General features: G+C 65.5%; 11 protein-coding genes. 1 reads left to right on the forward strand and 10 read right to left on the reverse strand.

Features of this window, described 5'->3' with window-relative positions:
- Nucleotides 1-77: 77 nt before the first annotated feature.
- Nucleotides 78-1,277 carry a hypothetical protein gene (locus TQ29_RS19660; RefSeq protein ID WP_054540787.1) on the reverse strand — a complete coding sequence of 400 codons (1,200 nt, stop codon included), beginning with the start codon at nt 1,275-1,277 and terminating at the stop codon, nt 78-80.
- 303 nt (nt 1,278-1,580) lie between these two features.
- Here TQ29_RS19660 and TQ29_RS19665 point away from each other — a divergent pair, with 303 nt between their 5' ends.
- Entirely contained in the window at nt 1,581-2,720 is a 1,140-nt protein-coding gene (locus TQ29_RS19665) for a hypothetical protein (protein ID WP_235953169.1), read from the forward strand.
- Between the two features lie 137 nt (nt 2,721-2,857).
- Here the strand turns inward: TQ29_RS19665 and TQ29_RS19670 are convergent, their stop codons facing one another.
- The 9 genes from TQ29_RS19670 to TQ29_RS19710 form a co-directional block, all read right to left on the reverse strand.
- Nucleotides 2,858-3,262: a single-stranded DNA-binding protein gene (locus TQ29_RS19670; protein WP_008335991.1), complete on the reverse strand. Its 405-nt coding sequence runs from the start codon at nt 3,260-3,262 to the stop codon at nt 2,858-2,860.
- 576 nt (nt 3,263-3,838) lie between these two features.
- The gene (locus TQ29_RS19675) at nt 3,839-4,540 is read right to left on the reverse strand and encodes a VIT family protein (protein WP_054540788.1); all 702 of its coding nucleotides are present in this window, start codon (nt 4,538-4,540) and stop codon (nt 3,839-3,841) included.
- Nucleotides 4,537-6,444: a heavy metal translocating P-type ATPase gene (locus TQ29_RS19680; RefSeq protein ID WP_054540837.1), complete on the reverse strand. Its 1,908-nt coding sequence runs from the start codon at nt 6,442-6,444 to the stop codon at nt 4,537-4,539. The genes TQ29_RS19675 and TQ29_RS19680 overlap by 4 nt, the downstream gene beginning before the upstream one ends.
- Nucleotides 6,445-6,449: 5 nt before the next feature.
- Nucleotides 6,450-7,430: an FAD:protein FMN transferase gene (locus tag TQ29_RS19685; RefSeq protein WP_007803253.1), complete on the reverse strand. Its 981-nt coding sequence runs from the start codon at nt 7,428-7,430 to the stop codon at nt 6,450-6,452.
- Complete coding sequence (locus tag TQ29_RS19690) at nt 7,411-9,618, reverse strand: PepSY domain-containing protein (protein ID WP_054540789.1); 2,208 nt, start codon at nt 9,616-9,618, stop codon at nt 7,411-7,413. Before TQ29_RS19690 ends, TQ29_RS19685 begins: the two co-directional genes overlap by 20 nt.
- 11 nt (nt 9,619-9,629) lie before the next feature.
- Nucleotides 9,630-10,100: a DUF2271 domain-containing protein gene (locus tag TQ29_RS19695; protein WP_054540790.1), complete on the reverse strand. Its 471-nt coding sequence runs from the start codon at nt 10,098-10,100 to the stop codon at nt 9,630-9,632.
- A gap of 38 nt (nt 10,101-10,138) precedes the next feature.
- Entirely contained in the window at nt 10,139-10,519 is a 381-nt protein-coding gene (locus tag TQ29_RS19700; RefSeq protein ID WP_054540791.1) for a PepSY domain-containing protein, read from the reverse strand.
- A 181-nt stretch (nt 10,520-10,700) separates the two neighbouring features.
- Nucleotides 10,701-12,086, reverse strand: a complete 1,386-nt coding sequence (locus TQ29_RS19705) for a ferric reductase-like transmembrane domain-containing protein (protein WP_054540792.1) — start codon at nt 12,084-12,086, stop codon at nt 10,701-10,703.
- Entirely contained in the window at nt 12,043-12,360 is a 318-nt protein-coding gene (locus TQ29_RS19710) for a PepSY domain-containing protein (protein ID WP_054540793.1), read from the reverse strand. Before TQ29_RS19710 ends, TQ29_RS19705 begins: the two co-directional genes overlap by 44 nt.
- Nucleotides 12,361-12,487: the final 127 nt, after the last annotated feature.

Genomic DNA, 12,487 nt, shown 5'->3' on the forward strand with positions numbered 1-12,487 from the left:
CCTAAACATGTCGGGCACGGTAGCAGATCGATGAAACAGGGACGAGACCGGAGGCGATATCGCCTCCGGTCGCCACCTCAACCAACGCGGTCGAGAAGCTTCTTGGCGCGCCCTTCCATATCAAGGCGGGCATCCTGCTGGGTCTTGTCGCGCGCAAGCCGCGTGATGCCCTGCACAAAATCGAAGATGCTCTCGGGCGGGCGGCCTTCCTCCATCAGAACCTTCTCGATGATCTTGCCGGATTCGGCTTTCGAGAAACCGCGCTTCCGCAGGAAATCGGCACGGTCCTCATCGCTGCGCGCCACGACCTGCTGTCGAGCTGCCCGGATCCCGTTCACGAACCCCTGCGGCGAGGAATTGGCAAACCGCGTCAGCGCCGGCGCCGCCTCATGTGCGAAGCGCGACGCTGCGTATTTCGAGTGACGGATCTTGATCTCCTGGAAATCCTCGACGCCCCAGAGGTTGCGGTTCTGGCACACCGCCCGCAGATAGAAGCTCGCCATGCCGAGGGTCTTCGCGCCCACCTCGGAATTCCAGCAATAGAAGCCCCGGAAATAGAGATCGGGGGAGCCGTCCGCCAGCTTGCCCGCCTCGATCGGGTTGCGATCATCGACCAGGAACAGGAAGACATCGCGGTCCGAAGCGTAAAGCGTGGTCGTATCGCGGCTGATTTCGACATCGGGGTTGTAGACCCCGGTCGACCAATCCAGCACACCCGGTACCTTCCAGCGCGTATCGCCCGTGCCATTGCCCGCGATGCGCTGAACCGCCTCGACAAGCTCGAAGTCATGGATGCGGCCGTAGTCGGGACCGGTCACGGCGCGCAGTTCCGTGCGGCCATCCTCGGTCTCGAAGGTCTTCACCTGCTCGGCGCGGTGGTTGGTCAAACCGTATTGCAGGTTGATCCCCGCCAGAGGCGCGGGAAGCTGCCGCAGGTAGGATGCCGGGGCACCGACGATGCTGGCAAGCTGGCCGAAGGCCCAGTGCGTGGGTGCGACCGGCTCATGCGCTTTCGGCAGGACCAAGTCGAGCCGCTCTGCACTGTCGCGCGCTGCCTCGACACGGATGTCGGCGGTTTGCACCACCCGGCTGCGGCTGCGCTCAGAGCGACCCTTCACATTGGCCCAGAGATCGTCGAGCGACAGGTACCGCTCGTCATCCGGCCTGTTGAACCATTCGGACGACACCCGCCCATTCCGATCACCCCGGCTCACATCCACTTTCCAGCCACCAGCCCGCGTCGGCTGTACCGCATCCAGAACTTCCACAACGCCCATCGGCATTCCTCCGCGACAGGTGCCGGGAGCCACTCTCCCAGCCCTCAACCTGTCACCGGGAAACCGGCCAACCTCAAACTCTCTCGGGCAAACGGCGCTAAGTCGGATGCGCCGCACGCCCGCAACTCGCTGGTGTTGACCTGCGTTCAAAAATGGCAGAGGTTAAACAAGGCCTTTCTCGCAGGCCGGTGTGCCCGCCACGCGAAGCTTTGCAGCGATCTTGATTTCGAACAGCAGACCTCATGCCATCGGCGGGTCTGATTAGCAGCGGGCACCTAGTCAGATCCAGCTTGGACATGGATCATGACAGAGAACGATCAACTTAAGACATTGAAACTTCTGGCAAAGCGATACGCTAGAGCGACGGGGCAGCCGCAGCACGTGGCGCTCGACTTTGTTGCTGCTCGATTGGGCTTTCCTCATTGGAACGCATTGACGGTCAGCGCAAAAGGAGAGTGGGCCCCATCCGAAGCACAAGTCGCCGCGATAAAGGCCTTCGTGCAACGGATCACGTCCTACGAGGGTACGACCTTTGACCATATCTTCGGGGGGCTCGACGCCATCACTCGAGGCGAAGTACGAGGGCATCCATACGAGTTGAGCACGATGCTTGGCGACGTTCGTATGGAAGGTGACAGCTGGCGCATAGTGCTGCCAGAAAACCCTTCGGCTGCCCCTCGTGTCGAGATCGACATCAAGCATGCCCAGACCAGCCCGATGAACGATCGCGTGCTACGTGAAGAAGCCATCGGGATTGCGAGGGAATTGATGCAGAGCGTCAAGGCGCGGCGATTTGCCGATTGGCCACGGCGCGCCACAAAGCCGGATGCGGAAGGAAATGTGCGGCACCCGTTCTTGGAGATGGAGGAATCGAACCTCTGGTACTGCCTTCACTGCAACTCAGAGATCACCGGCCCACAGATCGCTGGAAACCAATGGCACTGCCCCAGCTGCGGCGCATCACCAATCAACATTTTTCCAGAAGCCTTCTGGCTGGAACCGACCGATGAAAAACCAGTGCCAGTCCAATCCCGCGCCGAAAGGCAAGAGATTGAACCCATCGTGTCAATTATAGATCCGCGGCCAAGGCTTGACCTCGACAGTGACCAGGTGACCCATTTGATCCGGGCTGCCCTTTTCGAGGATGCGACCAATGCAAGCGAGCGCATGGGAGCGAGTCTGGCCGAAATCTGGGTTGATGACGATCTCGACGTGGTTGTTTCCTTCGAGGATCACTACTGGCCCGAGGACAAGGAGCCGACCGCTGCGATCGAAGTGGCCGCACTGCTTGGGATCGAGATTGAGTTGGAAGTTACTTGGTCGGATCCGTTGTTCGCATGGCCCGGTTTGGGCACCGTGACCCAGAGCACGGCCGATTATACGCGGTTGATGCTCGACACGTATCTCAGTCACGGCGCGACCATAACCAAAGACGAAATCTAGCTCGTGCGCACGTTGAACAATTAGGCGCATTCAAGGCGCTCAGCACCGGAAGGCAAGCGTGGGTGCCTTTTCCAGTGGCCCGAAAAGACTTTAGCCCGGCGGTCTAACCCGCCGGGCTCGAGGGGAGACCCCGTTCCTCAGAACGGGATCTCGTCGTCGCGGTCGACCAGCTCGGGGTTTTCGTTCTCGGCCGACTTCGGGCGGCTCAGGAAGTCGACCTTCTCGGCGATGATCTCGCAACCGTAGCGGTCGTTCCCCATGCTGTCGATCCACTTGGTGTAGTGGATGCGACCGTGGACGAGGACCTTCATGCCCTTTTCGCAATGCTCAGCGACCGTCTTGCCGAGACCGTTGAAGCAGGTGATGCGGTGCCATTCGGTGTCCATGACACGGTAGCCGTTCTCGTCGCGCATCACACGGCCTTCCGAGAGGCGGGGGCGCGAGGTGGCGAGGCTGAAGTTGGTGATCTTGGTGCCGCTCTGGGTGGTGCGGACTTCGGGGGTCTGACCGATGTTGCCGGCGAGGATGACGATGTTCTGCATGATAAGCTCCTGTTTTTCCTGTCTTCGGGACCGTCCCTTCGACAAGACCCTGAAAAAGCCCGTCGGGTGACGCGTGCACGGTGGACAGCATGGACACCGGACACCCCCAGAGGACCGGGGTGGAGCGGGCAGGACGCCAAAGGCGTCCAACACGGCCCGGACTGACGCGGGGTTGCGCGCAGGAGACCGAACGGGATTAGGGGATTGTCAGTCGAAGGGACGGCCCAGAAGACAGAGAGATACGGGGAGCCCATGCCAGACCATGTCTCCTTGCCAATCGGGACTGTTTGACCCAAAGCCCAGCACACCGCTAGCGGCCTAAGTGGCTATCACCAGCTCTCACCCCTGCCCGCGCCTGCCGAGAAATCCAGGGCCCTACCGCGATGGGTTATCGATACCGGGAAATCCAGGACACGGACCGCACCAACGGCTGCTTTCGATCCCGACGTACTGTCGCTCAGCGAGCTGAAGAAAATGCAGAATGACGTCGCCAAAGCGATTGCCACATTCGAGGATCGGCACAAGGTGGAAGCCCGCGCCAAGGTGGAAGCTTTCGCCCGGGAACTCGGCTACTCCCTAGCCTACGGCGACCCCGAACAGCGCACCGACTCCAGCGGTCGCCGCCATGGCGAGTGCACCCCAGAGCGTGACCCTTGCAGCACCTCGAATAACACCAGCACCGCCAGCAGAAGCGCCTAATCCACCAAGAACCGCGAGGCCGAGGATCGTCGACACGGCGACCAAGAAAACGATCCGTGCATCCGGGACGACCAGTGCGACGATCAAGGGCAGCACCGCACCCACGGCGAAGGTCAGCGCCGACACCAAGGCGGCCTGGATCGGGCGGGCTGTCACGGTCTCGGAGATGCCAAGCTCGTCGCGGGCATGCGATCCGAGCGCGTCACGTTCGGTCAGTTGCACGGCCACCTTTTCGGCAAGGTCTCGGTCCAGCCCTCGCTCGACATAGATTTGGGTAAGTTCTTCGAGTTCGGCCTCGGGTGTTTCCGCCAGTTCGAGGGTCTCGCGCGCAAGGTCAGCGTTTTCCGCGTCAGTCTGGGAACTGACCGAGACGTATTCGCCTGCCGCCATGGACATCGCGCCGGCCACGAGGCCAGCCAGCCCCGCTATCAGGACCTCCGGCTTTCCCGATCCTGCTGCGGCGACGCCGACCACGAGGCTTGCCGTCGACACCAGCCCGTCGTTCGCGCCGAGAACGGCGGCCCGCAGCCAGCCGATGCGATGCACCATGTGGATTTCGGAATGCGAGAGGCGGCTCATGGCGTGGCTCCTTGCGCGATGTCATCCTGCCCGGAGGAGACAGCCTTTGGTTTCGGAATAGTGGGTTCATGGGGCGCGATGCGCAGCGCGCGGAGGGCGTTCAGGATCACTGCAACGTCGATGACCTCCTGCAGGAGCGCCCCCTGCACCGGAGTGAGATAGCCGAAAGCCGCCGCGATCATGCCCATGACCGAAAGGCCGATCCCGGCGACAACGCTTTCGACAGCGATGCGGCGCGCGCCGCGCGCGATCTCGATCCCTAGCCCGAGCCGGTCGATACGGTCGACAAGCAGCACGACATCCGCCGCCTCCGCCGATGCTGCGGCCCCGCGTGCGCCCATCGCGACACCCACATCGGCCGCCGCAAGCGCGGGCGCGTCGTTCACGCCGTCGCCCACCATCATGACGGGCCCGTGCTTGCGCTCGCTGAGGACGAGCAGGACCTTCTGGTCCGGCGTCAGCCCGGCCCTCAGACCGTCGAGCCCAAGCCCCTCGGTGACACGCTCGGCCACGTCGGCGCGGTCTCCGGTCGCGAGCAGGATCCGCGCGATCCCCTCGCGGCGCAGGCCTTCCAGCATGGCGCCCGCGCCGTCGCGCAACGGGTCGGACATCACCAGATACCCCGCCAGGTGACCGTCCACTGCCACAGCGACCAGGACCGATCCTGCGCCTTTGGCGGGGTGATCGTCTCCCATTCGCCCAACGCGGGACACAACGAAACCGTCGCCGCCGACGATCACGCTGTGGCCCTCGACATGACCCGCGACCCCTTCACCCGGAAACTCGGCAACCTCGGATGGCACGGGCAACGAGAAGCCCCGCGCCTTCGCGGCCGCAACGATGGCCTGCGCGACAGGGTGCTTGGAGGCCTGATCGAGCGCGGCAGCGAAGCGCAGGATGTCGCCCTCGGCCATGCCGTCATGGCTGTCGATCGAGACGATTTGCGGCCGGCCGTCCGTCAGCGTGCCGGTCTTGTCGAGGATCAGCGTGCGGATGCGCGCCATCGTCTCGAGCGGTCCCGCGCCTTTGATCAGCACCCCGAAATGCGCCGCGCGCGACAGGCCTGCGACCAGCGCGACCGGCACGGCCAGGATCAGGGGACATGGCGTTGCGACGACGAGCACGGCGACGGCCCGGATCGGATCGCCCGTGAACCACCAGGCAGCGAAGGCAATGCTGACCGTGACCGCCAGAAACCCCAGCGACCAACGGTCGGCCAGCCGCGACATCGGCGCCTTGGAGGCCTGCGCCTCTTCCACCAGCCGGACGATCCCGGCATAGGTGCTGTCCTTGGCCTCGTGAGTTGCGATCAGGTCGAAGGCTTCGCCCGCATTGGTCGATCCGCTCATGGCCTCGGCGCCGTAACGGAGCCGGACGGGCAGGGATTCCCCCGTCAGCGCCGAGGTGTCGACGAAGGCCGTCTCTGAGCTCAAGGTGCCATCCACCGGCACCACGTCGCCCTGCCGGATCAGAAGGCGGTCGCCGGGCGCAATTTCGTTCAGCGGCACTTCCTCCAGCCCGCCATTCCGGTGTCTTGTCGCGGTCCGGGGCACACGGGACAGCAGGTCGTGCATTTCACGGCGGGCACGCCCTTCCGCGAAGGCTTCGAGGAAGGTGCCGCCGGAATACATTACGGCGACCACCGCCGCGGCGAGGGTCTCGCCGAAGACGAGCGCCGCCGACATGGAGAGCGCGGCGACAATATCGAGGCCCACTTCGCCGGAACGCAGGCTGCGCAGGATCTCGACCACGAGCGCGGCGAGCGCGGGAACGACGCCCGCGATCCAGACCGCGTTCGCGACGTCGGGTTCGCCGGAAAAGTAGAAGGCAAGTCCCGCAATCAGGCCGGTCGCGGCAATGAGCAGGATAGCGGTCTTGAAGCGGTCGGTCCGTGTCGTTTCCATGCGGCTCATCTCCCCTCGGCTGAGGCGATTGCCGCTGGCTCTTCGGAAAATAGTCGTCCGACTCCCACGCCCCTTACGTTGACAACATCATCGCGCAAGAGGAACAGGGCGTCGAGGCCGCTTTGTTTTGCGAGCGTCGCGCCTTTGACCGGCCCAAGCACCATGAGGGCCGTCGCCCAGGCATCTGCCTCTGCACAGCTGCGGGCCACGACCGTGATGGAGGCCGGCGACGCGATCAGCGGCGCTCCCCGCCTCGGGTCCATCGTGTGCGACAGGCGGCGCCCCTGCACCTCGACCCAGTGACGGTAGTCGCCCGAGGTCGCGACGGCGGCATCCTGAAGCGCGAGGATCGAATGCGGCGTCCGGCGCTCGGCGTCCGGCGCCTCGACCGCGATGGTCCAGGCTTCACCGTCCGGCCTGAGGCCCATTGCACGCATCTCGCCATCGATCCCGACGAGTCCGTCGGATATGCCTTGATTGCGGAGGATTTCGGCCAGTCGATCCACGCCGTAGCCCTTGGCGATGCCATTCAGGTCCAGCGCGATGGGTGCGGCCTTGCGCACGTGTTCGCCGTTGATCTCGAGCACGTCATGCGCCGGGCGGCGCGAGGCGGCCATCGCGGTGCGGATGCCATCCGGCGCGGCGGCCTCCGGTCCGAAGCCCCAGGCCATCACCGCGTCGCCCATGCCGATGTCGAAGGCTCCGCCAGAGGCGCGGCCAATTTCCAGGCCGAGGCGTAGCACCTCGAGCAATCGTGCAGGAACAGCGATCCATTCACCGATCGGTGCCGCGTTGAGCCGCATAAGGTCGCTGTCCGGCTTCCAGGTCGACATCTGTCCGTCCACCTCATCCACGGCCGCCTGCAATGCCGAGCGGACCGGCCCCGGGTCGAAACCGGGGTCCGCGAATAACAGCGCCGACCACCTCGTGCCCATCGTCGGCCCGTTCAGCGCGATGCGCGCCCGCTCAGTAGACATCTTCGACATACCGCCCCTCCGCCTTCAGGACTGCTGGTGTCAGCCCGGCCGGCGCGAGGATCTCGGCCAGCGCCTCGGCCACGCCGGCGGCCATGTCTCGTCCGCCGCAGACCATCACGCGCGCCCCATTGCGGATGAGCTCCGCGACCTGAGTGGCCTCGCTGCGCAGCGCGTCCTGGACGTAATGGGGACGCGCCCCGCGCGAGACGGCCGTGACCAGCCGGCTTACACGCCCTTCGTCCTGCCATCCGGGGAACTCCTCGCCGTAGAAGAAATCGCTGTCGGGATGGCGCATGCCGAAGAACAGGTGGATCGGCCTGCGGCGCGTATTGCCGCGCACAAAGCCCGCTAGCGGCCCGATGCCGGTCCCCGCGCCGATCAGGATCAGGGGCGCCCGGCTTCGGCCCGGACGGAAGCCGGGGTTGGGGCGCAGGAAGGCGCTCACCGTGTCGCCAGGTTCCAGCGCTGTGAGCTGACCCGAGCAGAGCCCGCCGGGATGCTTCTTGACCACGATCTCGATGAAGCCGTCGCGGCGCCCAGAGGCGAGCGAATAGAGCCGCGGGACGGTCCCGCCTTCGGGCAGAATGCCGATCAGGTCACCCGTCTGGAACCGTGCGAACCCGCCCCCGAGCAGCCGTTGCCCGAGCGAGACGCGGGGAAACGCGAAGCGGAGGATGGCGGTCGGGGCCTGCACCTCGGCGCCGTAGTCGCGGCGCGAGACGAGGGTCAGCGTGGTCGTTTGCGGCTGGACCGGCTGGTGCGTCAGTTCGAGTTCGATCCCGAGAGCGTCTCCGAGCGCCCCGCCCCAGCGCGCGAAATCCTGCGGCGATTGCCGGTCGATTGTGTCGAGCGGCAGAAGCTCGGGCCAGCCCTTCGCCTCTGCCGCAGTCGCGACGGACTTGGCGAAGGCGCAATAGGCCGGAAAGCTGCGGTCGCCGAAGCCGAGCACTGCCAGAGGAATGTCCGGCGCGCGGTCGGTCGCGTTCAGCCGGTCGAGAAAGCCCTTCGCCGAGGCCGGCGCCGCGCCGTCGCCATAGGTCGCGGCCAGCAGGATGATCCGCCGGGCGTTGGTGTAGCGCTCAGGGCCGAAGCCCGACATCGGGCCGACATGGACGCTCTGCCCGGCTTTCGTCAGCGCGGCGTGCAGCGTCGCGGCAAAGCCCCAGGTGCTGCCGCCCTCGCTGCCGACAAGCAAGATCGTCTCGGCGCGTCCGGCGGGCTGGTTGCCCCGGATGCGTGGTCGCCCGGGCCGCCCGGCGAGCCAGACCAGCACGCCGGTCGCGCCCATGGCCGGCACGCCGAGCGCCATGAGCCCCAGCACGAGCCCCAGCGTCGCCGCACCCTGTCCGGTGTGCAGCATGTAGATGGTCTCCGAGACGCGCTCCCACCCGGTCAGGTCGGCCCAGGCCAGCAGCGCCCCGTCGCCCTGATCGAGATATCCGGTGCCCCGGTCGGTCTTGAGCGTGAATACGTCTGTTGCGTCGCCGGGATAGGGAAAGCTCAGCTCGCGCAACTCGGCGACCGGCGTTCGCCGAAGCGTGGGCATCCGGCCCGGAGCGAAGCCGGTCTCCCCACTGACCTCGGCAGGGGCGACCGGCAGGACGCCTCCGTCCGGCAGGAGATCGAAGGTAGACGCCGTCATCCAAAGCGCGGTCGTGGAGGACAGGACGAGGCCGACAACGGCGATGCGTGCGATCTCGGCGTGCAGCCGCCCGGCAAGCGGTCCGCGCAAGGGTGAAAACCAGCGTCGCCAGCCGCCCACCCGCCGCGCGACCAGCGTCGCGCCGGAGAGCGAGAGGATCAGCATCGCGGCCGCCCCTGCGGCCATGGCGATGCGGCCGCCGTCCCCGAGGAACAGCGAGCGGTGCAGGTTGGTGAGCCAGCGTTCGGCCTGGTTCGGGTCGGCCGAGGCTACGCCCTCACCCGTCGCCGGGTTGATTACGGCGGCACCCGGCGCGCCCTGATCGAACCAGTAGGCAGTGATCCGACCGGAGGGCGACCGGCGGATCTGCTCGACGCCCGGATAGACGGCCTGGATGCGGTCCGCGAGAGCGGCTACGGTCAGTCCGGCTTCCGCCTGCGGCGCGGCGATGCGCTCGGCCGCAGGGAAGACCGACAGTGCCGCGCCGCTCAGGCCCAGGATGGTGACGAGCGCAAGGGCCAGAAGACCCGGCCAGCGATGGAGTGCACGGATCATGGCCCCACCCTTCACATGTCGTAGGCGAAGCTGGCGATGTACCGGCGCCCGCGCACCGGCGTGCCCGCGCCGTCGGTCGTGAGCGGTACGGCCACCTCGTTCGGACTGTCGCGCATGTCCTCGACGGCCGCGTCGATGTGGAGCGTGTAGCCCGCATCAAAGAGCGCGTCGGCGAGGTCGAGCGTGATCTCGAGCGTGCGGCCCGCGCCGACGCTGGCGCCGGTGATTCCGTTCACCTGCGCGGTGTCGCCGCCGGTGGCGCGGTACCAATCGCTGAGGTGCTCGTAGTACTTGGACTTGCCGCCAGCCATCCAGAGACTGCCGACATAGGCGCCCGAGGTGTCGGTGACGTAGAGCGCGAGATAGGCCCCGTCGCCGCCGTAATTGTTGAGGGTCGTGGTGAGCGTCACCGGCCGCGCCATGGCGAGGCCGGGGAGCGTCAGCGCGGTGGTGAGCGCGAGCGTTGCGAGAAGCGATTTCATCGGGTTGATCCTTGTTCGGAGAGGAGCTTGAGAGCGGTTCAGTTCACCTGAACCTGCGGCGGGGTGCCGTTCCCGAAGAGGCCGTTCTGCGGAGGGGCGACCGTGCCGGCGGGCGCGGGATTGCGGGCGCCGCCACGGTCGTCGTCCTCATCCTCGTAATCCATCTCGACGATCTGCAACGTCGCCGGATCGAGCTTCACCTCGATCTCCCGGCCATCCTGATCTCGGCCCTCGATCTCGTAGCAGCCATCGTCGATCTCGAAGTCGCGCACGGTCCAGCCGTTTTGCTCAGCCAGCTGCATCGCGGCCTCGCGCGGCTGCCACTGGTCACGGGGCACGCGGCACTCGTCGTCGTCGGCCAGGGCGGCGCCAGCGGGCAACAGGGCGATCAGGGCGAAGGCGGTCAGGGTCTTCTTCATGGCAGGGTCTCCTTGTCATCTGCTGAGGACAATCTGGAGACAGGACCTGAGGCCTTCCTGACGCGTCGGCGATTCCCGCTTCAGCTTGCCGTCAGGAAAATGGCCCCGCCGATGAGGGCGGGGCCAAAAAGGTGCGAGCGCAGGCCACAGGGCTGACATGGCGATGCGCCCTGCCCCGCGGTTAAGCGAATTCGAACTGCTCGAAACGCACACGGCGAGGCGTTTGGCCTTGTGCTTTCAAGCCCTTGAGGACCCCGTCCTTCAGGCCGGTTGGGCCACAGAACCACAGATCGGCTTGCCTGACTGCGAAAGGGGTGGCGCTGATCAGCCGCTCAGCCGTGAGCCTACCATCGCGCGCCGTGACGATCACCTCGAAACTGAATCTCGGATTGCGGGCGACCGCAGCGCGCAGCGTCTCGAGCCCGATCGCCTCGTCTTGCGTCCGAACACAGTGGACAAGGTGAATGTCGCGCCTTTCCGCCTCCGTCAGGCTTTCCGCCCAGGCGAGGAACGGCGTGATGCCAATGCCGCCGGCCAGCCAGATCTGGCGCGCACCGCCCTTGCGGAAATCGAAGCGGCCATAGGGGCCCTCAACCTGCACGCGCGTTCCGGTCCGCAAGGTTGCGGGAAGGCTCCGTGTCCAGCCACCCAGAGCCCGGATGGAGAACGTCAGGGTGCCATCAGGGCGCGGAGAACTGGCGATCGTGAACGGGTGCGGCTCGGACAGTCCAGCTTCCGGCGCTCGAACGAAAGCGAATTGCCCGGGCCGCCACCGCATGGCCCGGCCTCTGGGGGTTAGTGTCAAGGTGGTCGTGTCACCGGTCTGCCTGATCTGGCTGACGGTGAAGTCTCTACGCCGTAGGTGCGGAGCGAGCAACTCGGTGAAGATCCAGGCGACCACTCCGGCGATGCCGAAGGTATTCAGCACCAACATGAATGTCGGGTCTACCCCAGCAGGCATGTCGACAAAAAACTGGTGAAACACCACGATTGCAATAAGGGCTCCCATGAAACGATGGCTGAACCGCCAGAGCTGATAGGGAATCTCGAGCCCGATGAAGGGCAATCTCCGGAACCAGCTGACAGCGACCAGGGCGAGAAGTGCGTTGAAGGCAAGTTCGCCCGCCTCTTCACCCAGGTCCCCAAGGGAGGTTTCACGCACCAAACGCTCGAAATCCGGCTCTATCTGCTGGTGCAGTATCATCAGGACCATCGCGGAAATGCCGAGCCATTTGTGGACCCGGTACATTCGATCGAGACCGCCGAACAATGGTTCCACCAGTGGCGGCCGTGCGGCGAGGATCAAGGTCTGTGCCATCGCGACAACTGCCGCGGCCCCGACGGCAATACCAAATGCTGCATCCGCACCATAAGGCGCATAGGTGTTCATCCCGAGCAGAGCCGCCAGCAGGCATGGCAGCGCCACCAGCACCGGGCCCGTCAGGGCCAGAGGAGAGTTGAGGGAAAGCCGAGGGAGTGTGGGAAGGCCCGGCGCGGAGACATTACCATCACGATGCGCCGTATCAGTCATCGTCGCGTCTCTCGTGATCGCGGTCGCGACGATCATGCTCGTCGTCCTCAAACTCGAACTCGATTACTTCCAACGTGGCCGGGTGGACCGTCACCTCGATCGCACGCCCTTGGGCATCCCGGCCGTCAATTTCGTAGCAGCCATCGTCGATCTTGATGCGGCGCACCGCCCAGCCATTTTCCTCGGCAAGACGGGCAACCGCGTCGCGCGGCTGCCAATCGGCCATCGGGACGAAGCAGTCGTCGTCAGCCAGCACCGCGCCGGCCGGGAAGACCGCGAGAAAGCCGATAATTGTCAATGTCTTCTTCATGGGGCACACTCCTAGTGGCTGGCCTCTTGATGCACTTCATGCGCTGCGAAACTGACGGCAGCCTGAACGGGGTCGACCCGCAGGCTTCAGCTTCGTGTCAGGCAGACGGATCATGGAGGGACAACGG

The organism is Actibacterium sp. EMB200-NS6, assembly GCF_001305615.1.
GTDB lineage: Bacteria > Pseudomonadota > Alphaproteobacteria > Rhodobacterales > Rhodobacteraceae > Actibacterium_A > Actibacterium_A naphthalenivorans.

Coding starts and splice junctions, on each gene's coding strand:
- TQ29_RS19700 (WP_054540791.1), bottom strand. CDS start 10,519: ATGAAGAAGACCCTGACCGCCTTCGCCCTGATCGCCCTGTTGCCCGCT.
- TQ29_RS19695 (WP_054540790.1), bottom strand. CDS start 10,100: ATGAAATCGCTTCTCGCAACGCTCGCGCTCACCACCGCGCTGACGCTC.
- TQ29_RS19675 (WP_054540788.1), bottom strand. CDS start 4,540: ATGAGCCGCCTCTCGCATTCCGAAATCCACATGGTGCATCGCATCGGC.
- TQ29_RS19665 (WP_235953169.1), top strand. CDS start 1,581: ATGACAGAGAACGATCAACTTAAGACATTGAAACTTCTGGCAAAGCGA.
- TQ29_RS19710 (WP_054540793.1), bottom strand. CDS start 12,360: ATGAAGAAGACATTGACAATTATCGGCTTTCTCGCGGTCTTCCCGGCC.
- TQ29_RS19670 (WP_008335991.1), bottom strand. CDS start 3,262: ATGCAGAACATCGTCATCCTCGCCGGCAACATCGGTCAGACCCCCGAA.
- TQ29_RS19690 (WP_054540789.1), bottom strand. CDS start 9,618: ATGATCCGTGCACTCCATCGCTGGCCGGGTCTTCTGGCCCTTGCGCTC.
- TQ29_RS19705 (WP_054540792.1), bottom strand. CDS start 12,086: ATGATCGTCGCGACCGCGATCACGAGAGACGCGACGATGACTGATACG.
- TQ29_RS19685 (WP_007803253.1), bottom strand. CDS start 7,430: ATGTCGAAGATGTCTACTGAGCGGGCGCGCATCGCGCTGAACGGGCCG.
- TQ29_RS19660 (WP_054540787.1), bottom strand. CDS start 1,277: ATGGGCGTTGTGGAAGTTCTGGATGCGGTACAGCCGACGCGGGCTGGT.
- TQ29_RS19680 (WP_054540837.1), bottom strand. CDS start 6,444: ATGGAAACGACACGGACCGACCGCTTCAAGACCGCTATCCTGCTCATT.